The organism is Corynebacterium sp. HMSC056E09 (genome assembly GCF_001813425.1).
Classification (GTDB): Bacteria; Actinomycetota; Actinomycetes; order Mycobacteriales; family Mycobacteriaceae; genus Corynebacterium; species Corynebacterium hesseae.
Genome location: NZ_KV812490.1, coordinates 332415 through 355453, shown reverse-complemented (window position 1 = coordinate 355453; position 23039 = coordinate 332415). Strand labels below are relative to the sequence as shown.

Here is a 23039-nt window from a genome sequence, read left to right as displayed (position 1 = left end):
CCCGCGTTCTTAGCTGCGAGCAGCTACCCACTCGCTGACGGACTCCGCGATTCCCTCCGGAGTCAGCCCGAATTCCTCAAGAACCTCACCGCGGCTGGCGTGCTTGGGGAAACAGCCCGGCACGCCGAGTCGGTGCACAGGGGTATCCACATCGGCAGCATCGAGTGCTTCGGCCACCATGGAACCCACGCCGCCACGCAGGATCCCGTCCTCCACCGTGACCACGAGGTCATGATCCGCAGCCAGCGCGATAATGGATTGTGGGACCGGAACCGGCCAACGCGGATCAACGACGGTCACGTTGAAGCCTTCGGCTTCCAACCGCTCGGCGGCCCCCAAGGACCGAGCACTCATGGCGCCGATGGAGACGATCAGAACATCCGTTGCTTCGGCCGCTGATTCAGCAGCATCGGAATAACGCAGGATATCGACGCCATCATCGAGGCGCTCGAGCTCCTCACAATCATCCAGCAGGTTGCCCTTAGGGAAACGCACTACCGTCGGGCCATCCTCGATGGCGATTGCTTCGTTGAAGAGCTCCCTTAAGCGGGCACCATCGCGCGGTGCGGCGATGCGCATACCCGGGACGATGCTCATCAGCGCCATGTCCCAGACACCATTGTGCGAGGGACCATCGGATCCTGTGACACCGGCGCGATCGAGAACGATGGTGACGGGCAGCTTCAGCAACGCGATGTCCATGACCACTTGGTCCACTGCGCGGTTGAGGAAGGTTGAATACACCGCCACCACCGGGTGCATACCTGCCAGCGCCAGGCCTGACGCAGAGGCCATGGCATGTTGTTCTGCAATTCCGACATCGAAGAAGCGCTCTGGGAATTCCTCCTGGAATGGAGCTAATCCCGTTGGGCCTGCCATAGCGGCGGTTATCGCCACAATATCCTCGCGGGCATGACCGGCCTTGATGAGTTCCTCGGAGAAGGCCGCAGTCCATCCCGGTTGCTTCTGTCCTTTGGACACACCGGTGACTGGATCGATAGCCCCTGTGGAGTGCATCTGGTCCTTCGGCTCATTGACCGCTGGTGCGAAGCCGTGGCCCTTCTCCGTGACCGTATGCACGATGATGGGGCCGTCATAGTCGCGGGCGTAGCTCAGTGCCCGGACCACGGCGTCGATATCGTGTCCGTTAATCGGACCAATGTATTTGATGCCCAGTTCTGGGAACATCTCGGTGGGCAGGACGGTGGACTTCACGCCTTCCTTGACCGCATGCAAAGCGTCAAAGGTGCGCTCACCTACCCAGCCCATGGACTTCAGGCGCTTCTTGCCCAGCGCCATGAACTCGTCATAGCCATGCTGCGCGCGGATGCGCCCAAGGTTCTCTGAGAGTCCGCCGATGGTCGGTGAATAGGAGCGGCCATTGTCATTCACGATGATAACAACGTTGCGGTCTTTATCCGCAGAAATGTTGTTGAGCGCTTCCCAACACATGCCACCCGTCAGGGCGCCGTCACCGACAACCGCCACGGCATTGCGGTGCGATTCACCGCGAATCTTGAAGGCCTTGGACAGGCCGTCCACCGTAGACAGTGACGCCGAGGCGTGGGAGGATTCCGTCCAGTCGTGCTCAGACTCCCCGCGGTCCGTGTAGCCGGACAACCCGCCCTTCTGGCGCAGCGTATCGAATTGATCGGCACGGCCCGTGAGCATCTTATGCACATATGCCTGGTGGGAGGTGTCAAAGACGATGGGATCTCGCGGGGAATCGAAGACGCGGTGGATCGCCACAGTGAGCTCCACAACACCCAAATTAGGGCCAAGGTGACCGCCGGTAGCGGACACCTTCTCAATCAAGCGCTGGCGAATCTCCGCCGCGAGCTCACCCAGTTGCGTCTTGCTCAGGGCTTTGAGATCGCCTGGTGATTGAATGGAATCCAGAATGCCCATAGAGCTTGCCTTAAACCCCTTCATCGATCGTTTTCTTCTCTACCACCGTACCCGCTAACACACGTGACACGTCAATCATTGCCCCGGCAGCACTCGAAGCGAAAGCTATGCCACCTGTGCCGCGGGGACCAACAGCGCCAGGGTTTCAAAGTGGTGCGTTCCGGGAAAAGCATTCACCATTGCTAAGTGCAGTATGCGGTAGCCGCTCTCAGACCACGCGGCGATATCGCGGGCAAAGGTAGCGGGATCGCATCCGATGTGCAGAACGCGTTGCGGCGCTGCCTCAGCAATTGCGCCCACCACATCCCGGCCAGCACCGGTGCGCGGCGGATCCAAAACCACCGTCGTTGGCTTTGGCAATTGGCTCGCTACCTGCTCCACCTTGTCGGTGCGAAAGTGCACGTCATACGCTGCAAGACCCGGCTGTGCCGCCGCAGCCGCCGGCGAGTAATCGACAGAAAACACGGTGGTGTGTCCGCCCTGGGGCGCCGTGGCCTCAGCCAGAGCAGGAACGAAAAGCCCTACCCCTCCATAGAGATCCCAAGCCACTGCGTCGACCGCGGATTCATCTGCGGCACTGCTTTCTCCCGCCTCCACAGCAAGCCACTCGCGTGCGAGACTGGTGTACACGTCAGGCGCGCCCACGTGCGCCTGCCAAAAGGCGGTGGCCGGGAAACGGAACTCGTGACCGTCGGCACGCTGCACGACGTCCTCGGTCGGGGCCTCGATTACTTCCCGGATAGTCTCTATGCGCCGGCCGCGCGGTGCTTTCCGTGTCTCGACGACGTGGCGGTTGCCATCGCTGTCCATGACCGCAATAACCTCCGCGCCAGGGCTAAAGGTGCGAGCACCAGGCCCCACCAGACCTGCGACGAGGCCCGGCACCAGCTGGCTGCACGCCACGTCTGTAATCAGCTCAGTGGAGCCGCGCTTGCGCACACCGGCACGGCCTTGCTTGTCGACGCCCAGCCGTACCCTCGTGCGCCACCCGCGCTGCGGTGCGACATCGATAGCCTCAATCTCGGGCACATCCTCAAGCCGGGCCACCCTATGTAGTTGATCGCGCAAGACGGCGGCCTTGATTCCTGGTTCCGCCGCAGGATCTAGCTCGGCGAAATCGCAGCAACCTGCACCGCGCTGTGCTGCGGGACACGAAGACTCGACGCGGTACTCACCTGGCTGGAGGACGGATATTATCTCAGCTTCCACGAAGGACTTCTTCGCCTTGGTAACCGTCGCCCTCACCTGGTCGCCCGGGAAAGCACTGGGGACGAAACACACGCGCCCGTCGGGCGCCTGACCGATTCCGACACCGCCGTGTCCCATGCGTTCGATGGTGGTATCGAAGGACGCCCCTTTGACAACGCTTGAATCAGCAGCGTTGTAAGCACTCTCAGTCATGGATCCTCTCCTTGGTGTCTTCGGAGCTGTGTGCTCCTTCTACGCCCTCTGATTCCTCCACCGCGGCGTTGGCACGGCGAACCATCCAGACGGTCAAGATGGTGACGATGCCGGTTAGCGGCCACCCCATGAGGATGCGAACGATGCCGAGGGTGGTGGTGGCATCGGCGTCGTAAAGCGCGCGCTGCACCACGAAACGGGCAATGAAGACCGCGGCCCAACCCGCCGTTGCCAAGGCATAGGCTCGCCGTGCCTTCGGCACGATTCGCCACCCCATGCCATCGCCGTTGAGGCCTTTCCACACCACGCCGACAAGCGGCCAGCGCACGATGATGGAGACAACCGCCACGATAAACAGCACGAGCGACATCCAAATTCCATAAAGGAAGTAACCCTTGGCGTCTCCTGTAAACCACGCGATACCAGCGCAGATGGCGACACCGAGCAACCCGGAAAATGCTGGCTGCAGAGTTTCTTTGCGCGCCAAACGCCACAGGCTGATGGCCAGCGCCACACCGAGCGCTGCGGCCAATGCAGGCCCCAGGCCCCACATGTTGTTAACCGGAATGAGAACCAGCACGGGCAGGGTCGCAGACACCAGACCGGTCAGGCCTCCCATTTGTTCGAGCAGCGACGGTTCTGCCTCAGGCGCTGGAGTCGCTGCTGCAGTCTGTTGTGGTGTCTCAGTATTCGTGGAGTCCATGGAGGCCTCAGAGGCGGGCGTCGTGCCGTGTTCGGTGGTATCGCGCCCTTCGGGCGTAGGGGTGGTCACGAGTTTCAACAATCCTTTTCGGTAGTAGCCGGGAGGGTCACGGCCAATGGCCTAGGGCGCGCTACTTGTTCTCGTGGTCGTCGAGATTGCGCAATTGTTCGCGAGCCTCGGCCTCCGCGCCGCTTTCGGCGCCCGCAGCATTATCCGCTGGCGCGGAGTTTTGAGCGCTGGATGGTTGCGCTGCCTGTTGCTGGCGCTCCTGAAGCGCCTGCTGGACTTGCTCAGCGAGCTGCTGCGGCAGCATCACGGGAAGTGAACTTCCGGCAAGAATTGGCTGCTCGCCGCGATAGATAAAGGTGCGCGCGACGACTTCGCGTCCCAGCTGCGCTAGCTCCTCTTCCTTGCCCGCAGGAGCGGCCAAGGTCAAACGGTACATCCACCGCGGCCCTTCCACACCAATGATTCGGATTCCGCCCTTATCACTGGTGCCGACGATTTCAGAACCCCAAGGACCATCCTCCGGATGCGCTGTAAACCCATCTGCTTCCAAACCCTTGACGATGTCCTTGGCAGATTCCGCCCACTGCCCCGGCGTGCGCGGCGCGGCAAAGGCCACAGGCGTCATGCGTCCGTGCGGCGTAAGAATGTGGAGCATACGAGGGCCGTCTGGGCCCATTTCTACCTGCACCTGCGAGCCCTTCGGCAGCGGGATGCGCATCGAGCCCAGGTCCAAAAGGCCGACGGAGAAGTCCTCGAAGTTGAACTCGGCGATATCCACGTTGTCGCCGTCGTAGGGGCCCATCTCACCGTTGATGGCGTCGTGCGCCACGGCTTTTACCCCGGCAACACCTTCGACGTCATCCTGATCCTCGCGGACCAGCCCTGCACTGGCTTGTACAGGCCCCTCAGCGGTCGAACTTTCTCCGGCCTCCGTTGCCAAGCTCTCCGCCGACGCTGGTTCGGCCGTTGCTTCTTTTACTTCTTTGTCCGCGGCATCAGTGCGGACGGTGGTGTTCTTGTCCTGGCTTTCGTCCTTGCCAGCATCCTTCTTCTTTTTGCCAAAGGGCCACATCGCCATGGTTTTGTGCCTTCCTCATTCTGTGTCTTGTGCCGGATAACTTGTGTTTGTCGGATGTGGGGTTGCTCGGTATGGCCCGCGCACGCGCAGGCTTTGCCACGAGCAACTGATTCAGTTGACGCCAGTGGATCCGTACCCGCCATCGCCGCGAGCGGTGTCATCGAGTTCCTCGACTTCGCGGAAGCCCACGAGCTCCACTCGTTGGACAACAAGCTGGGCAATTCGCATCCCACGCTCGACCTCAAAGGTCTTATCGGGATCGTGATTAATAAGGCACACCTTAATCTCACCGCGATACTCCGCATCGATGGTGCCCGGCGTGTTGACCACGGAAATCCCGTGCTTGGCCGCCAAGCCCGAACGCGGGTGGACCAAACCTACCGTGCCCATTGGCAAGGCAAGAGCAATGCCAGTACCGACGAGCGCGCGCTCTCCGGGGCGCAGAGTAGCGTCATGCGCGGCGTAGAGATCCGCGCCAGCATCGCCACGATGGGCTCGCTGCGGCAGCGGAAGCTCCTTATCAAGGCGCTTGATCTGAATGTCTCCGAATGGACTTACCGGATCTACAAGGGGGTGTTGCTCATTCACGCGGCCCAGCCTACCTTGTCCCCACCATCCCCTACCCCGAGGGATGGAGCTTTGTGCCGCGTCTACCGCGGTTACCCGGCACCTTTGGTTGCGTTGGGTTCTGCCCTTCCCCGACGACTAGACTCAGAGGCCATGACTTCGAATTCATCGCCTGTTTCCCCCACAGCGTCTGCTGAATCGCCCGTCATCCTCTATCGCGAGCGCCAATGGGTGCCGTGGTACTGGTGGTTTATGGCTGCGTTCGTCGTGGCGATTTCCACGGCCACGGTCAGTCTCAACCGCGGCATCATGTGGGTCATTATTCCCGCCATTCTGCTTAGTGCCATCGCCGTGTGGGTGCTAGTGACGTGGTCCAACACAGTAGTTCAAGTGGAGCAGGATGCCGATGGCACCCGGTGGCTCACCGTGAAGGACGCACAGCTGCCTAGCGATGTTGTCTCCCGCAGTACCGCGGTGCCGGCCACCGCGCGGCGCAATGCGCTGGGACCACAGCTCGATCCGGCTGCTTTCCTTGTCACGCATGGCTGGGTTCCTGAGCACGTCATGCTCGTCCTCGACGACCCAGAGGATCCCACCCCCTATTGGCTCATCGGCTCCACCAACCCCGAAAAGCTCCTCGCGGCTTTCCTTCCAGAACAGGCGGCAGCCGCCCAAGGCTAAGAGTCACGCACAGGATGAACTGCTGCGCTAGGCGCAGTCCATGCAGACTGGCTGCCCATCCTCTTCGTGGTCGAGGCGCTTATTGGATTGCACCAGGTAGCACACAGAACAGGTGAATTCGTTTTCTTTACGCGGCACAACGGTGACATTGAGCTCCTCACCGGTCAGGTCCACTGACGGCGGCTCAAAAGCCTCGACGATTTCACCATCGTCATCCATGCCGTTGTTATCGTTTTCAGCCGCCTTCAGGCCCTCGAGGGAATCGGTCTCAAGGTCGTCTTCTGCGCGGCGACGCGGTGCGTCGTAATCGGTGGCCATAATGCTTGCCCCTGTGAGTCAGATTGATTGGTACGTCTATTTATCGACGGCATCCTAAACCACGCAAGCCCCCGTGTCACACTCGCCCCGCGATGGGGGCACCAACCGCCCCACCCCTCTACCCCCTACCCTGCGAATTTTAATAGGATGAGCTGGGCATTCACCGTTCTTGGAGTGCTGGATATTTTTCTGAGTATCACTCCTCACACCCACCCACAATGCGGTCACTAATACGGGAGCGGCTGCAGTCACTAATACGGGAACGGCACAGTGCCGACTCCGCCAGCGATACGAAACTCACACTGTTGCCACATCAACGCCGCGCTCAACATAGACTGTCAGTATGACCGCGCAAGAAGCACAGCACCAGGACACGACATTGAGCCTTGAGCACCAGGGCCATTCCTTTGGCATTGATGTTGGGGGCTCCGGCATCAAGGGCGCCGAGGTAGACCTCGCGACAGGCGAGTTCGTCGGTGACCGTCTGAAGATCGCTACTCCCCAGCCCGCTACGCCGGAAGCCGTAGCAAAAGTAATTGCCCAAATCGTCGCCGAAAAAGGCTGGGACGGCCCCGTCGGAATCACGATGCCTGCTGTGGTGAAAGGCCAAGTGATTCGCAGCGCGGCGAATATTGATAAGTCTTGGATTGGCGTGGATGCGCAGGATTTGTTGAGCCAGTACCTCGACGCGCCCTTCACCGTGCTTAACGACGCCGACGCGGCCGGCCTCGCCGAAGTGGCCTACGGTGATGACATTGCACGTTCGGGCCCCGTCATCTTCCTCACCCTGGGCACGGGCATCGGCTCCGCATTCCTTCTGGACGGCCAGCTCTTCCCCAATACGGAGATTGGCCACCTTATCGTTGGTGAGAAGGAAGCAGAGCACCAGGCGTCATCCGCGGTCAAGGAACGTGAAGGTCTCAAGTCCAAGCAGTGGGCAAAGCGCGTCAACCGCGTACTCCACGAGTATGAGGCGCTGTTTAACCCTTCAGCCTTTGTGATCGGTGGCGGAATCTCCCGCAAGTTCGACAAGTGGGGCGAGCACCTCAAAATTGAAACACCGGTCGTTGCTGCTCAGCTCCGCAATCGCGCGGGCATCGTGGGCGCGGCAATGGCGGCGAAGGAAGGAATTCGCCCCTAATCTATATCGTCCCAGCGTTCCCTAGTTGACCCCAGTCACCGCCTGTTGACAAAAATGATCTATACTGGGCTGTCGATTATCGAATATCCAGCGGCGCGCCTCCCTCGCTCATCTCGGAGGCGGGCTAGCATCGGGGACTAGTCGCGACAAACTTGCGCGTCCCCATATTTTCCACTCAGAGAGCAAGTCGAAAGGGCGTACGTGGCAGCCACTGATTCTTCAGACCAGGTACTCGGCGAGGACAAGAGCGCCTCCGAGGCATCTGCACCTGCACAGAAGACCGCCAAGAAGACGGCAAAAAAGACCGCTAAGAAGACGGCCAAGAAAACCGCGAAAAAGACTGCGAAGAAGACCGCCAAGAAAACGGCTAAGAAGACGGCCAAGAAGGCAACAAAGAAAACTACTCGCAAGTCCGCCCAGAAGGCCGCGAAAAAGACGGCCAAGAAGACGGTGCGCAAGTCGGCGGCAAAGAAAGCAACCTCGCCGGAAAGCGCCGAGTCTTCGGAGGACCTCGCAGAGGATCAGACCGATGAGTTGGACGCCGAGACGTCCGATGACGCCGACATCGACTTCGATCCGGACAACGCGGAGATGGACGAGGACGACGAGTTCGGTGACGATGATGACGATTTGGAGGATGAGGACTCCGAGGACGAGGAGGAGGATGGCTCCTCCGTCTGGGATGAGGATGAATCCGCTGCCCTGCGTCAGGCCCGTAAAGACGCGGAGCTGACTGCTTCGGCCGACTCTGTCCGCGCCTACCTCAAGCAGATCGGTAAAGTCGCCCTGCTCAATGCCGAGCAGGAGGTCTCCCTGGCCAAGCGCATCGAGGCAGGCCTCTACGCTCAATACCGCATGGACGAGATGGAGAAGGCTCGCGCCGAAGGCGACAAGGCCGCCAAGCTCTCCCCCATGGAGAAGCGTGACATGCGCGCCATCGCTCGTGACGGCCGCAAGGCGAAGAACCACCTCCTCGAGGCAAACCTGCGCCTCGTGGTGTCCTTGGCTAAGCGCTACACGGGCCGCGGCATGGCCTTCCTAGATCTCATCCAAGAAGGCAACCTGGGTCTGATCCGCGCCGTTGAGAAGTTCGACTACACCAAGGGCTATAAGTTCTCCACTTATGCGACCTGGTGGATCCGCCAGGCCATTACTCGTGCCATGGCGGATCAGGCTCGTACCATCCGCATTCCGGTGCACATGGTGGAAGTCATCAACAAGTTGGGCCGCATTCAGCGCGAGCTGCTGCAGGACTTGGGCCGCGAGCCCACCCCGCTGGAGCTGGCGAAGGAAATGGATATCACCGAAGAGAAGGTGCTGGAGATCCAGCAGTATGCTCGTGAACCCATTTCCCTGGACCAAACCATCGGTGATGAGGGCGACTCCCAGCTCGGTGACTTCATTGAGGATTCCGAAGCGGTCATTGCTGTCGACGCTGTGTCCTTCACCTTGCTGCAGGATCAGCTCCAGGACGTGCTCACGACGCTCTCCGAGCGAGAGGCCGGCGTGGTTCGTCTGCGCTTCGGCCTGACCGATGGCATGCCGCGCACTTTAGACGAAATCGGCCAAGTCTACGGCGTTACCCGCGAGCGTATTCGCCAGATCGAGTCCAAGACGATGTCCAAGCTGCGCCACCCATCACGCTCTCAGGTGTTGCGCGACTACCTGGACTAGGGAGAGCAGAAAGATTTCAGCGGCGAGGAGGCCTAACCTTCCTCGCCGCTTCTTCTGTGCTCTGCGCGCTCTATGCGCATTGGATGGCTAATAATTAGGCCCCACGACAAAAATCAGTGCCATGGAAACGAAAGGAGCAATGTAGCTCCAGCCCACGCCAATGAGCATTCCCCACACCGCCATACCGGTCCCCCTGTGCTCAGGGCGTCGCCCCGATCCGAGAATGAGCGCAGCAACGCCAAGGCCTGCTGCGCACCACCCAGTGATCATGGTAAGCATCGACAGCATGAAGCCAACGGGGCTGATGAGGAGTGTCAGCGCGATGTCGATAAGTGGCGGAAGGATAGCCAAGCCCAGTGCCCATGGGGCGAGCGGGTTTTGAGTGGATGGCCTTTCATAAGGCACCGGCGTATAGGAACCCGCATAGGAATTCGGATAAGCCTGCGGGTACGGAGCCTGGTACGGATCCGCTGCGTAGTAGTTAGGTTCCACATAGTCGGGCTGGGTCATGACTTCCCACTTTCGCGAAGACTCGGCTAGGTCACTGCCCGATAGCTTATGCGAAGGCAGCGGGCGCGGTCCCCGCGTACGGGGGTCATTGCCCGCTGCTCATCGATTTCCTTGGCGCCTTAACCGTCGAGCCCCAGCTCAATGCCCGTAGCAATCCGGTCAATGACCTCTTTATCAGCAGTGTCACCGCTGATAGTCACTGAAGCACCCTGACAAGCACCAAGAGACATCAGCATCATTGCAGAGTCTGCTTCCACCTCTTCGCCATCAAAGGAAAGGACAATGACACCGTCTGCCTCTGCGGCCATCTCCGCGACCTTGGAGGCTGGACGGGCGTGAAGTCCCGCCTCATCAGCCACAGTCACTGTCAGCGAGTACCTATCTGGGTTGGTTTCGGGCTCCTCTTGATCCACCGGATCAGCGGCGGCAGACTTCTTCAGCACGAAGACCTCGATGGCCCGTTCCGCAGCTCTGGCGACGGCCGCAAGGTCATCGCCTTGTTGGGCGGCGGTGGCGGCGGCAACGGCAGCCTCGACTAGTGGGGCGTCCACAAACCGGACTTGTTCTTCATCAAGGAACTCAAGAACAGACTCAACGGTCATCGTGGCCGAGCCCAAGTCCGTGAGGACGACAACGCCGAGACCTTGGCCGAGGGCATGGCTGATGGCGCCTTCGATGTAGTCGTAGGAAGTTCCGATTCCGCCGTCTTCCAAGCCGCCGGCGGGAAGGATGGTCACATCAGCGGCCATTTGACCGGCAAGCTCTGCTAGGCCTTCAGCGAGCTTGGCCGAATGCGATACAAGGACAAGCCCAACGCGCGGTTGTGTCATGTTCTATGCCTCCTTCGTTGAAGTCTCGGCAGCATCGGCAGCCGCGGCCAGGAACAGAGCCGAGGACGTAGCACCCGGATCCTTGTGCCCAGCAGAGCGCTCCCCAAGATAGGAAGCGCGGCCCTTCGTTGCCACCATCGGAATGGTATCCTCCGCGCCGGTTGCTGCGGCGTCAGCAGCCGCCCGCACAACCTCAGCGGGACTCAGCGCGGCATCCGCCGCTTCACGGGCAGCTCGTGCGGCCGGCGCCCAGGCGTCGACCATCGTCTTCTCCCCTTCCGCGGCCTTGCCGCGCGCAGTAATCCCCTCGAGTGCAGCCTCGATTAGACTGGCCACCGTGGGCGCATCAATCGCCCCGGAACCGGCAGCCTTAGACGCACGCAAGAAAGCGGTCCCTAGCAACGGCCCGGAGGCGCCGCCAACGGTGGACATGAGTGTCTTTGCCGTCAGTTTCAGAACATCAGCGACGGTAGAATCCTCTGGGGAGATTTCCGCGCCCATCTTCTCCACGACGGCGCGGAAGCCGCGATCGACGTTTTCACCGTGGTCGCTGTCTCCAATGGCGCGGTCAAGCTCGATGAGCTCCTCGCGGTGTTCATGCGCAGCTGCAGCACAATTATTCATCCACGCTAATGCCCAGTCGGTTGAAAGAGTTACATCATTTGTCATAGTTACACTCCTTGGCGTAGTGCGGCGGTGTGGCAGGGGGCGTCGAAAAGCGCAAGGTCTTCGTCGTCGGCGCGCATGACGCTCACGGAGCACCCGGCCATATCCAGACTCGTAACGAAGTTGCCCACAAGGGAGCGTTCAATGCTCACTCCCGCCTCCTTTAAGCGCTGAGCTACCCGGCGGTAAACCACGTACAGCTCAGAGGCCGGGGTGGCTCCCATGCCGTTGACAACGACGATGGTGCGCTCGCCTTCGCTCAGCTTAAGGTCTGCCAGGACGGGATCAAGCAAGTGGTCCGTTACGTCGTCGGCCGAAACCAGCGGAATCTCCTTGCGGCCCGGCTCGCCGTGGATGCCCACGCCCAACTCAACCTCGTCTTCCCCGAGGTCAAAGGAAGGCTTGCCCACATGGGGCACGGTGCAGGCGGAAAGCGCCGCGCCCATAGTCGCGGTGTTTTCTACCACCTTTTTCGCCACAGCGGTCACTGCAGCGAGGTCATCGCCGCGCTCGGCCGCGGCACCGGCTAGCTTCTCCACCAAGAGGGTTCCGGCGACGCCGCGGCGACCGGCGGTAAACGTAGAATCCTCCACCGCGACATCGTCGTCGACGATGACCTGGCTAACTTCAATATCATCGAATTCAGCCAGCTCTGCCGCAGTATCGAAGTTGAGGACATCGCCGGTGTAGTTCTTCACGATGTAGAGCACTCCCGCCCCAGCATTAGCTGCCTCGGTGGCTGCTTGGATGGCGTCTGGAGTCGGAGATGTAAACATAGCGCCGGGCACGGCCGCGTCCAACATTCCATGGCCGACGAAACCGGCATGCAGCGGCTCGTGCCCAGAGCCACCGCCGGAGACAATAGCCACCTTGCCGTGTTCTTTCTTCTGTTTGCGGGAAACAAACAGCGGGTTCGTGTTGCGAGTGACAATATCACCGTGGGCTAACGCGAAGCCCTCTACTGATTCGGCTACTACGTTGTCCGGTGAGTTGATGAGCTTTTTCATCATCTTTCTCCTTAGGTTTTCCTTGGCCTAGAGCACTCTTCTCACAATGCTGCCGAGCCTACCCTTCGCCACCGGATACTGTGCCGGATTCTACTGCGTCCGCACAGCTACCACTTGCGTAGATAATCGATGCGCTCTTGCAACTGCTCAGCGTTACACAGCGCGGTAGGAGGTCCGCCGCAGGCCTTGCGCGCTTCGGTGTGGATGGCTCCGTGCGGGCGGCCGGTGCGCTGAGCGGTGATGGAGACCACCGTGTTGAGCTCCTTGCGCAGCGCGGAAATCTCATCCACCACGCCTGACTGGGATCCGGTGCTGCTTGCCGACGCCTCCGCCCCACGCTTGGGCGCATGCGGGGTGCCGTAGAGCTTGCGACGTTGTTCCTCCGCCGCCTCAGCAGCCCGGCGCGCCTTCTCCTCTGCCTCACGGCGATCCATCTCATCGGACTGTTTCTTGCGCAGGAGGTCCTTGACCTGGTCTGCGTCGAGAAGCCCGGGAATTCCGAGGAAGTCTTCTTCTTCGTCGGTGATATTGCCCGTGGTGAACTGCGAGCCGTTGTAGAGCAGGCCGGAGAATTCTGCTTCCGCGCCGAGGGACTCATAGGAAGGTTCGAGCATGTCCGGTTCGGACTTCTTCTTATTGGCGTCCTCGAGCAGCTCATCATCCCAGCCCTCCTTGTCGGGGTTCTTCTCCCCTCCGAGGACGTGGTCGCGCTGCTTCTCCATGTTCTCCGCCAGCCCCAGCAGGACCGGGACAGAAGGCAAGAATACCGAGGCGGTCTCTCCCGGCATGCGGGAGCGCACGAAGCGGCCGATGGCCTGAGCAAAAAAGAGCGGGGTCGAGGCAGACGTGGCATAGACACCCACTGCGAGGCGCGGAACGTCGACACCCTCGGACACCATGCGTACGGCCACCATCCACTCGTCGGTGGATTCGGAGAACTCTGCGATACGCGCGGAGGAACCCGGGTCATCGGAGAGGATGACGGATACCGGGGTGTTTGAAATCTGCTTGAGGATCTTCGCGTAGGCGCGCGCCGTCGTCGTATCGGTAGCGAGTACGAGGCCACCGGCATCCGGCATGTTGCGGCGCATCTGCATCAGACGCGTGTGGGCAGCTTGAAGGACCGTGGGGATCCACTCGCCCTTCGGGTCCAGAGCAGTGCGCCACGCGCGGGCGGTCTGCTCCGGATTGAGGATATCGCCCAAGCGGGCCGCATGCTCCTCGCCGGCACTATCGCGCCAGCGGGACTCGCCGGAGTAACTGAGGAAGACCACGGGGCGCACGACGCCGTCGGCAAGCGCATCGCCATAGCCGTACGTGTGATCGGAGCGGGAGACCAAGTGCCCTTCCCCGTCCTCCTCGTAGCGCACGAAAGGAATCTGGGAATCATCCGAGCGGAAAGGCGTACCGGTCAGGGCGAGGCGGTGCTCCACGTCGTCATAGGCCTCGCGCACGCCGTCACCCCAGCTCTTGGCGTCGCCGGCGTGGTGGATCTCATCGAGAATCACCAAGGTGCGCCGGGCTGAGGCCACCGCGCGGTGCTTAAAGGGGTGCATGCCTACCTGGGCGTAAGTCACCACCACGCCATCCATGGCGGGGTTGACTCCAGAAGAGTTCGTGAACTTCGGATCCAGCGCGAGCCCCACGCGGGAGGCAGATTCAGACCACTGCACTTTGAGGTGCTCGGTGGGCACCACCACGATCACGCGCTCTACGGTACGGTCCGCCATGAGCTCAGTGGCCACGCGCAGGGCGAAGGTGGTCTTACCTGCGCCTGGCGTTGCCACCGCCATGAAATCCTTCGGCTTGGTGGCCAGGAATTTATCCAAGGCCGCGCGTTGCCACACACGCAGCGAACCATTATTGGCAAATCTTTGTGCTGGAGTCTGTGTAGACACGGTCAGTGACTATCCCCCTCTAGTTATCCCAACATCCCGCTCTTGTGAAAGTCTTCGTTTTACGTCGACGCAATACTAAGCGTCGACGGCACGCTTAGCGGCGGCGCAGGCTCTTATATACGCGCTCGCAGTCCGGGCACACGGGCGAACCGGGCTTGGCTTGCTTGGTGACGGGGAAGGTCTCACCACAGAGGGCAACGACGTACTTACCGTTGACCGCGGAATCGAGGATCTGGTTCTTCTTTACATAGTGGAAAAACTTCGGGGTGTCGTCGTTGGTCGACGTATCCTCGCGGACATCAGGGCGTTCAATAGTCTTAGTCGTCGTACTCACGCCCACTATCATGCCGCATCGGTATCGAAGTTGGCGAGTCCTACCGCTACGCTGGTGGGCATGACCCCTTCGAACTCGCGCGATAACGTCCGCCATACCCCACGATCGGGGCGGCGGCGTGGGCGTCGATTCGGGCGTGAGGCTTACCTCATTACAACCGCCAAACTCGCTCCCGGCCAGGACCGGCATCGCCGCGAAGTTATCTACTCAATTTTGCAGTTTCTGCGCATCCCTTCGCTGCTTCTAGCTGGTGTCATGGTGTATGCCTGGCATTGGTGGATTGCCGCCGCCATCGTCGTGGGCGTCACCTTCCCGCTTCCCTGGATAGCCGTGGTCATCGGCAACGGGCGGGGGCAGAAGAAGGATAAACGTGACAAAGCTGTGTATAAGCCCGCCCTTGCCCGACAGATGGCGCAGGCACGGCGCGAACAAATCACCAGCGGTGCTCACGGCGAACTTCCCGGCGCGCCCACATCGGAGGATTCCCCCTCAGACACGAACGCGGAGAGTTCAACGACCAACACAATTGAGCACGAAGATTAAGAAGTCACCGTTTCCTTCCCCAACTATCAAAGGATATTTTTTGTGAGCACCCAACAGCCCTCCCCTTTCGGCCCGGCGATGAACCCGGACAACCCCATCGCAGACGTTGCGGAAGAACTAGCCCACGTCTTTGCTGAGGCAGGGTTGAGCGCGGACGGTATCGCGGGACACCTGGGGCCGGAGTACACCGAAGCGCTACATCGCGGCGAGCCAGCCGCCGTGGCACTGGGAGCCAACGGTGATTCCCGCCTGGACCACCTCATCCGGATCTTCCTGCTGCACGAACACGTACCGGCCACGCTGCTTTCCGACGTCCTCGGCGCACGCCTAGCCACCCGGCTGCTCGACTGCAGCGCAGTGCTTACCGACGAGCACGGAACCGCCTACGTGGCTTATGACATTCGGCCACACGTCATCGTGGGTAAGAACCGCATCGTGTTTTCCGATGTTGATGCTTCCCTAGTGGATCACGTGCCCGGCCCCGAGCACGTGTTGGGGGTAGGCTCTGCCAGTCTCTCCCTCTTGCACTCGACCCCGACCACACCCGTGTCCTCAGTACTAGACCTGGGCACGGGTTCTGGCGTACAAATCCTTGGGCAACTGGAGTCTGCTGAAAGAATTGTTGCGACAGACGTTCACGAGCGAGCCCTCCACCTTGCCCGCGCTACCGTCGCTGCTGCAGGCGCAGAAAACCGTGTTGAGCTTCGCCAGGGTTCTTGGTTCGAGCCCGTGCAGCACGAGAGCTTCGACCGAATCGTTGCTAACCCTCCGTTCGTGGTGGGCTTGCCCGAGGTGGGCCACGTGTACCGGGATTCCGGCCTCAATCTGGATGGAGCAAGTGAGCTTGTCATATCGCAAGCTGTGGAGCACCTCAATCCTGGGGGCACCGCACACATTCTCGCTGCGTGGGTACACCAAGGCGACAAGTCTTGGCAGCAGCGGGTTGCCTCGTGGCTGCCGGATACCGGCGTGGCCGCGTGGATCATTCAGCGCGATGTGGCGGACCCTGCGCTCTATGTTTCCACGTGGTTGAGCGATGAATCCGTGGATGTTCGCAGTGCCGAAGGCCAGGAGCGTTCACGCCGTTGGCTGGAGCATTTCCGCGATCATGATGTCACCGGCATCGGGTTTGGCTTCGTGGCTATCCAGCGCATTGCAGACGACGAGCCCTCCGATATTTTGGCGGAGACCATGGCGCAGCCAGTCATCGATCCGCTCGGGCCCGAAGTGGAGGAATACTTCGCTCGCATTGAATGGCTACGCAACCTGGTGCCGGGTGAGCTGGAAACAAAGCATGTGCAGCTGCGCCCAGGCGTCGCCCGCGAAGACGTTTCACTGCCCGACACGGAGCTTGGCATGGGCTTTGAGCGCGCAGCACTACGGCTCAGCCGCACGGACGGTCCGCGCTGGCAGCATGACGTCGACGAGCACCTCGCGGCGATCGTCGCCGGGCTCAATCCCCACGGGCTGAGTATTGGGGAGACCATCGAGCTCTATGCCGCCGCACAGGGCTTTGAGGAAACCGAGTTGGTCAGCGCCGCGCTTCCAGCCATTGTGGATCTCATCCGCCATGGGCTACTCATCCCTACGGAATTGTTGGCATTTAGCAACACTGAGTAGCCCTCCTTCCCTCAAGCCCCTCGCGTTTGTCATCTGAGAAAGAACTCCTCCCCAGAAAGGTCGTGTACTCCCTCCCATGCGTGCTGTCTTAACCCGCGTTTCCGAAGCTACCGTCACCGTAGACAACGACGTTGTCGGCTCTATTTCCTGCCCGGATACCGGCGGCGTCTTAGCGCTCGTCGGTGTTTCCCGTGAGGACGTCGCGGCAGGTTCTGATTCCGGCACTGCCGAGGGACCAACCTTGGAGGAGCGGATGGACACGATGGCGCGCAAAATCGCTGAGCTGCGCATCCTAGAAGGCGAAACCAGCGTGGCCGACAGCGGTGCTCCTGTTCTGGTGGTAAGTCAGTTCACCCTCTACGGGCGAACGGCTAAAGGCAGGCGCCCATCGTGGTCAGATGCCGCACCGGGTGAAGCCGCGCAGCCGGTTATCCAGGGAGTTGTCGCTCGCCTTCGCGAGCGCGGAATCACTGTGGAGGAAGGCCGCTTTGGAGCGATGATGCGCGTGTCCTCCATCAATGAAGGACCGTTTACCGTGCTCGTTGAGGTCTAGCTTCGGCGCGCCTCCCCCAAAATGGCCTAAAACCTCTCGCACTTCCCGGGTGATTAAACATTTTTGGGGCCGTGGGAACTATCTGACGCGAAGGCCCGTTGTAGGGGATGAACCAAGCCGCAACTTAGGAGGCATGAGATGGCCACATCATCCGCTGCTAGCGTCCAAGACGAGGACGGACAGGAAGTTGACCGCGGCTCACGCCGTAACCAGACCAATGACAATCCCTCCGCGGACTTGGTCCGCGTTTACCTCAATGGAATCGGCAAGACTGCGCTGCTGAGCGCCGAGGACGAGGTTGAATTGGCGCAGACTATTGAGGTTGGCCTCTACGCCGAGTACAAGCTTGCCAATGCTGAGAAGCTAACTCGCGCGGAGAAGCGTGACCTGAAGATCTTGGCCCGCGAAGGTAAGAAGGCACGCTCCCACCTCTTGGAAGCAAACCTGCGCCTCGTGGTCTCCCTGGCTAAGCGCTATACCGGCCGCGGCATGCCGCTACTGGATCTCATCCAGGAGGGTAACTTGGGCCTGATTCGCGCTATGGAGAAGTTTGACTACGCCAAGGGCTTCAAGTTCTCCACATACGCAACCTGGTGGATCCGCCAGGCCATTACCCGCGGCATGGCTGACCAGTCCCGGACAATTCGCCTCCCTGTACACCTAGTTGAGCAAGTTAATAAGCTTTCGCGCATCAAGCGCGAGATGTACCAATCCCTAGGCCGCGAGGCTACGAACGAGGAGCTCGCAGAGGAATCGGGAATCGAAGAGTCCAAGATCGAAATGCTGCTGCGCCAGTCCCGCGATCCTGTCTCCTTGGATATGCCGGTGGGCACCGATGAAGAGGCTCCACTGGGAGACTTCATCGAGGATGCCGAAGCAACGGACGCCGAAACCGCCGTGGTTGCTTCCATGCGCCACTCCGATATCCGCTCCGTCATTGGTTCTTTGGAGGAGCGCGAGCAGGACGTCATCCGCTTGCGCTATGGCTTGGACGACGGGGTTCCGCGCACCCTCGACCAGATTGGCCGCAAATTCGGTCTCTCCCGCGAACGCGTTCGCCAAATTGAACGTGAGGTCATGGCCAAGCTGCGCGAAGGAAACCGCGCCGATCGCCTCCGCGAATACGCACTCTAAATCTCTTATTCGAATCCTGGCATGAGCCATCGAGCCAGCTACCTGCTAGCCCAGCTGAAACAGCATTGTGGGCTTTGGTGGTCAGTGCTCGGTGGCTTTCGTCGTTCCACAAGGTCCCGCGAGGTTGCCGTGCCCCGTCGAACCCCCGCCGGAGGCACAGCGCTGCGCGCTCAATACTTTCGACGAATGCGCTATTGTTTAAGATATTCTTTTAATACATCCTTATTACCGCGTCTAAACCTATGTGGCTACGCACCGCCCACAACGCAGAAAGGTAAGCCCACGTGAGGGACCTAGTTGACACCACGGAAATGTATCTGCGCACCATCTACGAGCTCGAAGAGGAAGGCATCACTCCCCTCCGCGCGCGGATCGCAGAGCGTTTAGAGCAGTCTGGGCCGACCGTATCCCAGACCGTGGCTCGTATGGAGCGCGATGGCCTGCTCCACGTGCGCACTGATCGCAGCCTCGACCTCACCCAACAGGGCCGCGAATTGGCAACCAACGTCATGCGCAAGCACCGCCTAGCTGAACGCTTGCTCACAGACGTCCTTGGACTGGACATCGACAAGGTCCACGACGAGGCCTGCCGGTGGGAACACGTCATGAGTGAAGAGGTAGAAAAGCGCGTCGTCGCGGTATTGGAGGATTCCTCGCGCTCACCATTCGGCAACCCCATCCCAGGCTTGGCACAGTTGGGCACGACCCCGGTGGAGCTCGACTTGGGAACCCGCGCCATCGACCTCCCCACGGGACAAGAAACTGAAGCCACCATCGTGCAAATCAATGAGGTGTTGCAGGCCGACAGCTCGACCTTCGATGATCTTTATTCCTGCGGAATCCAAATCGGTTCGCAGGTGACGGTGGTCAATGAGAGCGGAACCATTACGCTGACGACGAAGTCGGGCCATACTGTCGAGCTTGTCGACGATCTCGCCCACGCCATCCGAGTTAAGGAGAAGTAAGACGATGAAGCTGTTAGTTACCGGTGGTGCCGGATATGTCGGCAGTGTGTGCGCGGCAGTCTTGGTTGAAAAAGGCCACGACGTCACCATCATCGACAACTTCTCTACCGGCAACCGCGAGGCCATCCCAGAGCAGGCGCGTCTCGTTGAAGGCGACGTCGCTGATGTCGCCCGTGAGGTGTTGTCTGAAGGTGGATTCGACGGCGTGCTGCACTTTGCGGCGCGTTCCCTCGTCGGTGAATCCGTTGAAGCCCCCGCTGACTATTGGCAACATAATGTCGTAACCACGCTGACGCTCCTGAACGCCATGCGGGAATTCGAGGTCACAAACCTCGTCTTTTCCTCGACCGCGGCAACCTACGGCGAGCCAGCGCAAGTGCCAATTACCGAGTCGATGCCTACGCAGCCAACGAATCCTTACGGCGCGTCCAAGCTCGCAATTGACTACATGATCACGTCCTATGCCACTGCCTACGGCCTTGGGGCGACCTCCTTGCGCTACTTCAATGTCGCCGGAGCCTACGGCACCATTGGAGAAAACCGCGAAGTAGAAACCCACCTCATTCCCCTCGTCCTGCAGGTAGCGCTGGGACACCGCGACAAGATTTTCATCTTCGGCGATGACTACAACACCGCCGACGGCACCGCGGTCCGGGATTACATCCACATCCGAGACCTGGCAGAGGCCCACGTCCTAGCGCTGGAGAGCAACGCCGCAGGAACGCACCGCATCTACAACCTTGGCTCCGGGGATGGCTACTCCGTCAAACAGGTCATTGAGGCCTGCCGCGAAGTAACCGGTCACCCCATCCCGGCTGAGCTTGCACCTCGCCGCGCTGGGGATCCCGCAACACTCGTGGCCTCCTCGGAAAAGATCAAATCCGAGCTCGGGTGGAACCCCAGCCGCACCGATCTAACCACCATCGTGACAGACGCGTGGAACTTCACCCAGCAGCTCGGCGAGCGGGCACATTCTGCGCATCGCTAGCCGCATCCTCTGAATGCTCCTCCCCTTCCCCTATAGCGTTTTCATAGGATTTGAGGGCGCCTGTATGAATTGAGTCCCGAATCTTTTCGTGCAGGCCATGACGGTATGCCTGGCACAGGAGTGAGCCTAGGCGGTGGCTGGGAAATTCTTCCACGACGAGCTGCAATGCAGGGCCGGCGAGGATATCCCACTCCTGTTCCAGCTGCGCCAGCGCAAAGAGAGTCAGCGCGTTTGCCCGCAACTCGCCGCCGAATGTCCGCGCCGCCGCCAGAAGGAGATGCGCTCCCTTTTCGCCCGACGTCGCGCACACGTTCACGACAAGGTCGCGCGTCCACGTCGTTGACAGCCACACAGCACAGGTTGCCAGCAGCTCACTGTCCTGCTCAGCCTCCTCCACCGAGGCCACCTGGTGAAGCGCCCACCGAGCATCGTCGAGCAAGTGATCCAAGAGGTCCTTTCGTTTCTTTCCCCGCACAGCTGCTACCTGCGCACGATACTGCGTCGCCGTTTCTCGCGCTTGCCGCGCCAAGGCATCGGCTTCGGCAGCATCCAGATACTGGTTCCCTGCGGCAAAGACAGCAAAGAACTCCTCCCTATTGAGCTCCGGTACAACATTGTGGTCGACGCAAGAGCGCATCGAGGGGGCGTCGGTCAGCGCCGGTATTGTCCCCTCAACCCACTTCTTCATTGGCCCGCTTCCATCCGCGTTGACGGTTCCATGAAGCAAGACATAAGCCTCATGTTTGGTGATTTCCCGGGTATGCCACGCAGCGTCGACCTCCAGCCCGTCCTCGGCGCGGTCTAGGCCATATAGCCAGTGAGCCACCTCCCTGAGCTCGGTGAGGGGACGCTTCGAAATAAGGAATGCAAACACACCTTCGCGGGCGTGCTCGGCCAGTAACGGCGAGATGTCCGCTACTGCCCCTTGGGCATCAGCAATGTCGACGCGAGCAAGCGGGCCCATGGCTGGGCCTCGCGGGGTGGTATCGATAGCCATGAAAACCACCGATTCAGTGGGATAGAAGCCTAGGAGGCCAGGGATGTTTGCGAGGAGGTGACCTGGGGTCGTTATCGGTGGAGTGCGGTCTGTATGCGTTGAGAGTGTGTTCATACCTTGTAGCCTGAACCACACTTACCTCAGTTCGCTAGAGCACTAAGACCGTCCACGGCACATCTGTGGATAACGAGTCCGGGCTAGTGCGCAGTCCACTGGAAGTAGCCCGGTTTTCCACACCCAGCAAGTGGAATCCTGGCACAACCAGCCTCCATATGGCATGCTTGAACGATCATCACTGGTTCCCTGCGGGAGCCCCGCGTGTACGGACCAGCTTCGCGTTCGCCCCGGACGCCCAGTCGCCTCTGGGAATAGGCGGTAAGCCTTAAGCGTTGCATGTCACAGAACACTGATTGAGGTCGTACGCTCGAGAACAAGCACACGGCTAGAAGGAGGAGTCACAACCATGCAGGAAGAACAGCGCCGCATGTACGAGCTGGAGTACCCCGCTCCAGTGGTCAAGGATGATTCCACTCCAGGCGCAGGCCCCACAATGATCGTTGCCATGAATGGCTACGCCGATGCAGGCCAGGCCGTTGAAGCCAGTGCTGATCACCTCAAAGCCGCGTTGGAAAACCGCCAGCTGGCCTCGTTTAATAACGACGAACTCATTGACTACCGTTCACGCCGCCCTGCCGTCACTATCGACCATGACCGCACCGTGGAGATTGAGAACACGGATTTGGGCATCAAGGTATTGCGGGATAATTCCGGCACGCCTTTCTTGCTGCTGTCCGGACCGGAACCGGACTTGCGGTGGGAGGCTTTTACGGATGCGGTAGTGAACTTGGTTGAAAAGTTCGATATCAAGAACACCATCATGCTCTACTCCGCGCCCATGCCGGTGCCACACACCCGCCCCACGGTGGTCACTGCGCACGGCAATGCCCCGGAACTCCTTAACTCTATGGTACGCATGGAATCCACCATGATGGTCCCCGGCGCAGCCGCCCTGTATATTGAGCGTGCCTTGGATAAGAAGGGCCGCCGCGTGGCCGGCTATACCGCGCATGTGCCGCATTATCTGGCGGCCTCGCCTTATCCAGCGGCCACGCTCCGTCTTCTGGATTCGGTTGCCTCAGCCGTCGACCTCAACATTCCCTTGGGTAGCTTGGAGGCAGACGTGGCTCGCGTCAACCAGCAGCTCGAGGAGCAGGTGACGGATTCTGAAGAGATCGCGGGCGTGGTCCGCCAGTTGGAAGAGCAGTACGACGCTTATATGGAGCGCTACCGTTCCCGCCATCCGCAGGCCATTATGCCGGGTGAAGAGCACATGCCTACGGGCGAGGAAATCGGGGCTGACTTCGAGGCTTTCCTTGCCGGACTCGATGACAACCCGGATATCCTCTCTGAAGACATCGACGACCGCGAGGATAACTACGGGCGCGACGAGGGCCCCGGCTCAGACATGGACGATGACGTCTAACCTCAGATAAGCTCAGCACGCCGCGGCTGTC

23 protein-coding genes are annotated in these 23039 nt (G+C 60.4%); 10 read left to right on the top strand and 13 right to left on the bottom strand.

The genetic code is table 11. From position 1 onward, the window contains the following. Nucleotides 1-9: 9 nt before the first annotated feature. The 5 genes from dxs to dut all read right to left on the bottom strand — a co-directional run bounded on the left by dxs (nucleotide 10) and on the right by dut (nucleotide 5687). A complete protein-coding gene (gene dxs, locus HMPREF2912_RS04590; RefSeq protein ID WP_070531286.1) occupies nucleotides 10-1908 on the bottom strand; it encodes a 1-deoxy-D-xylulose-5-phosphate synthase in 1899 nt (632 codons plus the stop codon). Between the two features lie 105 nt (nucleotides 1909-2013). After that, nucleotides 2014-3309: a class I SAM-dependent RNA methyltransferase gene (locus HMPREF2912_RS04585; protein ID WP_070683436.1), complete on the bottom strand. Its 1296-nt coding sequence runs from the start codon at nucleotides 3307-3309 to the stop codon at nucleotides 2014-2016. After that, nucleotides 3302-4012: a DUF3159 domain-containing protein gene (locus tag HMPREF2912_RS04580; protein WP_210396371.1), complete on the bottom strand. Its 711-nt coding sequence runs from the start codon at nucleotides 4010-4012 to the stop codon at nucleotides 3302-3304. Before HMPREF2912_RS04580 ends, HMPREF2912_RS04585 begins: the two co-directional genes overlap by 8 nt. A 130-nt stretch (nucleotides 4013-4142) precedes the next feature. Next, nucleotides 4143-5099: a DUF3710 domain-containing protein gene (locus HMPREF2912_RS04575; protein WP_070683432.1), complete on the bottom strand. Its 957-nt coding sequence runs from the start codon at nucleotides 5097-5099 to the stop codon at nucleotides 4143-4145. A 111-nt stretch (nucleotides 5100-5210) separates the two neighbouring features. Beyond that, nucleotides 5211-5687, bottom strand: a complete 477-nt coding sequence (gene dut, locus HMPREF2912_RS04570) for a dUTP diphosphatase (RefSeq protein WP_070623916.1) — start codon at nucleotides 5685-5687, stop codon at nucleotides 5211-5213. 132 nt (nucleotides 5688-5819) lie between these two features. On the opposite strand from dut, the gene HMPREF2912_RS04565 reads away from it, so the two are divergent. Further along, nucleotides 5820-6347, top strand: coding sequence for a DUF3093 domain-containing protein (locus HMPREF2912_RS04565; RefSeq protein ID WP_070531297.1), 528 nt, complete (start codon nucleotides 5820-5822; stop codon nucleotides 6345-6347). Nucleotides 6348-6374: 27 nt separating this feature from the next. Here the strand turns inward: HMPREF2912_RS04565 and HMPREF2912_RS04560 are convergent, their stop codons facing one another. Next, nucleotides 6375-6665 (bottom strand): DUF4193 domain-containing protein, encoded by a 291-nt coding sequence (locus HMPREF2912_RS04560; protein ID WP_070531301.1) that lies wholly within the window; start codon nucleotides 6663-6665, stop codon nucleotides 6375-6377. Between the two features lie 343 nt (nucleotides 6666-7008). Here HMPREF2912_RS04560 and ppgK point away from each other — a divergent pair, with 343 nt between their 5' ends. Next, nucleotides 7009-7806 carry a polyphosphate--glucose phosphotransferase gene (gene ppgK, locus HMPREF2912_RS04555; protein ID WP_070531305.1) on the top strand — a complete coding sequence of 266 codons (798 nt, stop codon included), beginning with the start codon at nucleotides 7009-7011 and terminating at the stop codon, nucleotides 7804-7806. Nucleotides 7807-8007: 201 nt separating this feature from the next. Beyond that, on the top strand, nucleotides 8008-9480 hold the full coding sequence (locus HMPREF2912_RS04550) for an RNA polymerase sigma factor (RefSeq protein ID WP_070563188.1): 1473 nt from the start codon (nucleotides 8008-8010) through the stop codon (nucleotides 9478-9480). Nucleotides 9481-9567: 87 nt separating this feature from the next. Here HMPREF2912_RS04550 and HMPREF2912_RS04545 read toward each other — a convergent pair whose 3' ends face one another. The 6 genes from HMPREF2912_RS04545 to HMPREF2912_RS04520 form a co-directional block, all read right to left on the bottom strand. Next, the gene (locus HMPREF2912_RS04545; RefSeq protein WP_070683430.1) at nucleotides 9568-9990 is read right to left on the bottom strand and encodes a hypothetical protein; all 423 of its coding nucleotides are present in this window, start codon (nucleotides 9988-9990) and stop codon (nucleotides 9568-9570) included. Nucleotides 9991-10109: 119 nt separating this feature from the next. Further along, nucleotides 10110-10820, bottom strand: coding sequence for a dihydroxyacetone kinase phosphoryl donor subunit DhaM (gene dhaM / locus HMPREF2912_RS04540; RefSeq protein WP_070623910.1), 711 nt, complete (start codon nucleotides 10818-10820; stop codon nucleotides 10110-10112). A gap of 3 nt (nucleotides 10821-10823) precedes the next feature. Next, nucleotides 10824-11489 carry a dihydroxyacetone kinase subunit DhaL gene (gene dhaL, locus HMPREF2912_RS04535; protein ID WP_070563179.1) on the bottom strand — a complete coding sequence of 222 codons (666 nt, stop codon included), beginning with the start codon at nucleotides 11487-11489 and terminating at the stop codon, nucleotides 10824-10826. 2 nt (nucleotides 11490-11491) lie between these two features. After that, nucleotides 11492-12493: a dihydroxyacetone kinase subunit DhaK gene (gene dhaK / locus HMPREF2912_RS04530; RefSeq protein ID WP_070596691.1), complete on the bottom strand. Its 1002-nt coding sequence runs from the start codon at nucleotides 12491-12493 to the stop codon at nucleotides 11492-11494. 107 nt (nucleotides 12494-12600) lie between these two features. Continuing rightward, nucleotides 12601-14391: a DEAD/DEAH box helicase gene (locus tag HMPREF2912_RS04525; protein WP_070522009.1), complete on the bottom strand. Its 1791-nt coding sequence runs from the start codon at nucleotides 14389-14391 to the stop codon at nucleotides 12601-12603. A 94-nt stretch (nucleotides 14392-14485) separates the two neighbouring features. After that, nucleotides 14486-14737 carry a DUF3039 domain-containing protein gene (locus HMPREF2912_RS04520; protein ID WP_012715089.1) on the bottom strand — a complete coding sequence of 84 codons (252 nt, stop codon included), beginning with the start codon at nucleotides 14735-14737 and terminating at the stop codon, nucleotides 14486-14488. 48 nt (nucleotides 14738-14785) lie between these two features. Between HMPREF2912_RS04520 and HMPREF2912_RS04515 the strand changes: the two genes are divergently transcribed. The 6 genes from HMPREF2912_RS04515 (at nucleotide 14786) to galE (ending at nucleotide 20528) form a co-directional block, all read left to right on the top strand. Continuing rightward, nucleotides 14786-15268, top strand: a complete 483-nt coding sequence (locus HMPREF2912_RS04515) for a DUF3099 domain-containing protein (protein ID WP_070683428.1) — start codon at nucleotides 14786-14788, stop codon at nucleotides 15266-15268. Between the two features lie 78 nt (nucleotides 15269-15346). After that, the gene (locus HMPREF2912_RS04510; protein ID WP_210396369.1) at nucleotides 15347-16888 is read left to right on the top strand and encodes a DUF7782 domain-containing protein; all 1542 of its coding nucleotides are present in this window, start codon (nucleotides 15347-15349) and stop codon (nucleotides 16886-16888) included. Nucleotides 16889-16964: 76 nt separating this feature from the next. Beyond that, nucleotides 16965-17441, top strand: a complete 477-nt coding sequence (dtd, locus tag HMPREF2912_RS04505) for a D-aminoacyl-tRNA deacylase (RefSeq protein ID WP_070683424.1) — start codon at nucleotides 16965-16967, stop codon at nucleotides 17439-17441. A 138-nt stretch (nucleotides 17442-17579) separates the two neighbouring features. Then, nucleotides 17580-18575 (top strand): sigma-70 family RNA polymerase sigma factor, encoded by a 996-nt coding sequence (locus HMPREF2912_RS04500; protein ID WP_010190233.1) that lies wholly within the window; start codon nucleotides 17580-17582, stop codon nucleotides 18573-18575. 284 nt (nucleotides 18576-18859) lie between these two features. Next, on the top strand, nucleotides 18860-19540 hold the full coding sequence (locus HMPREF2912_RS04495; RefSeq protein WP_070521996.1) for a metal-dependent transcriptional regulator: 681 nt from the start codon (nucleotides 18860-18862) through the stop codon (nucleotides 19538-19540). Between the two features lie 4 nt (nucleotides 19541-19544). Continuing rightward, nucleotides 19545-20528, top strand: coding sequence for a UDP-glucose 4-epimerase GalE (gene galE, locus HMPREF2912_RS04490; RefSeq protein ID WP_070596688.1), 984 nt, complete (start codon nucleotides 19545-19547; stop codon nucleotides 20526-20528). Here the strand turns inward: galE and HMPREF2912_RS04485 are convergent. Then, nucleotides 20485-21639 carry a DUF4192 domain-containing protein gene (locus HMPREF2912_RS04485; protein ID WP_070596686.1) on the bottom strand — a complete coding sequence of 385 codons (1155 nt, stop codon included), beginning with the start codon at nucleotides 21637-21639 and terminating at the stop codon, nucleotides 20485-20487. The two genes, galE and HMPREF2912_RS04485, sit on opposite strands and share 44 nt — an antisense overlap. 349 nt (nucleotides 21640-21988) lie before the next feature. Between HMPREF2912_RS04485 and HMPREF2912_RS04480 the strand changes: the two genes are divergently transcribed. Then, the gene (locus HMPREF2912_RS04480) at nucleotides 21989-23008 is read left to right on the top strand and encodes a PAC2 family protein (protein ID WP_070521987.1); all 1020 of its coding nucleotides are present in this window, start codon (nucleotides 21989-21991) and stop codon (nucleotides 23006-23008) included. Nucleotides 23009-23039 lie beyond the last annotated feature (31 nt).

What these genes read in the sequence shown, in the direction of transcription:
- HMPREF2912_RS04580 (WP_210396371.1), bottom strand. Translation starts at nt 4,012, where the DNA reads ATGGACTCCACGAATACTGAGACACCACAACAGACTGCAGCAGCGACT.
- HMPREF2912_RS04575 (WP_070683432.1), bottom strand. Translation starts at nt 5,099, where the DNA reads ATGGCGATGTGGCCCTTTGGCAAAAAGAAGAAGGATGCTGGCAAGGAC.
- HMPREF2912_RS04545 (WP_070683430.1), bottom strand. Translation starts at nt 9,990, where the DNA reads ATGACCCAGCCCGACTATGTGGAACCTAACTACTACGCAGCGGATCCG.
- dhaL (WP_070563179.1), bottom strand. Translation starts at nt 11,489, where the DNA reads ATGACAAATGATGTAACTCTTTCAACCGACTGGGCATTAGCGTGGATG.
- HMPREF2912_RS04485 (WP_070596686.1), bottom strand. Translation starts at nt 21,639, where the DNA reads ATGAACACACTCTCAACGCATACAGACCGCACTCCACCGATAACGACC.
- HMPREF2912_RS04585 (WP_070683436.1), bottom strand. Translation starts at nt 3,309, where the DNA reads ATGACTGAGAGTGCTTACAACGCTGCTGATTCAAGCGTTGTCAAAGGG.
- HMPREF2912_RS04515 (WP_070683428.1), top strand. Translation starts at nt 14,786, where the DNA reads ATGACCCCTTCGAACTCGCGCGATAACGTCCGCCATACCCCACGATCG.
- HMPREF2912_RS04500 (WP_010190233.1), top strand. Translation starts at nt 17,580, where the DNA reads ATGGCCACATCATCCGCTGCTAGCGTCCAAGACGAGGACGGACAGGAA.
- dtd (WP_070683424.1), top strand. Translation starts at nt 16,965, where the DNA reads ATGCGTGCTGTCTTAACCCGCGTTTCCGAAGCTACCGTCACCGTAGAC.
- HMPREF2912_RS04520 (WP_012715089.1), bottom strand. Translation starts at nt 14,737, where the DNA reads ATGATAGTGGGCGTGAGTACGACGACTAAGACTATTGAACGCCCTGAT.
- HMPREF2912_RS04560 (WP_070531301.1), bottom strand. Translation starts at nt 6,665, where the DNA reads ATGGCCACCGATTACGACGCACCGCGTCGCCGCGCAGAAGACGACCTT.
- HMPREF2912_RS04510 (WP_210396369.1), top strand. Translation starts at nt 15,347, where the DNA reads ATGAACCCGGACAACCCCATCGCAGACGTTGCGGAAGAACTAGCCCAC.
- dxs (WP_070531286.1), bottom strand. Translation starts at nt 1,908, where the DNA reads ATGGGCATTCTGGATTCCATTCAATCACCAGGCGATCTCAAAGCCCTG.
- HMPREF2912_RS04480 (WP_070521987.1), top strand. Translation starts at nt 21,989, where the DNA reads ATGCAGGAAGAACAGCGCCGCATGTACGAGCTGGAGTACCCCGCTCCA.
- dhaM (WP_070623910.1), bottom strand. Translation starts at nt 10,820, where the DNA reads ATGACACAACCGCGCGTTGGGCTTGTCCTTGTATCGCATTCGGCCAAG.
- galE (WP_070596688.1), top strand. Translation starts at nt 19,545, where the DNA reads ATGAAGCTGTTAGTTACCGGTGGTGCCGGATATGTCGGCAGTGTGTGC.
- dhaK (WP_070596691.1), bottom strand. Translation starts at nt 12,493, where the DNA reads ATGAAAAAGCTCATCAACTCACCGGACAACGTAGTAGCCGAATCAGTA.
- HMPREF2912_RS04565 (WP_070531297.1), top strand. Translation starts at nt 5,820, where the DNA reads ATGACTTCGAATTCATCGCCTGTTTCCCCCACAGCGTCTGCTGAATCG.
- ppgK (WP_070531305.1), top strand. Translation starts at nt 7,009, where the DNA reads ATGACCGCGCAAGAAGCACAGCACCAGGACACGACATTGAGCCTTGAG.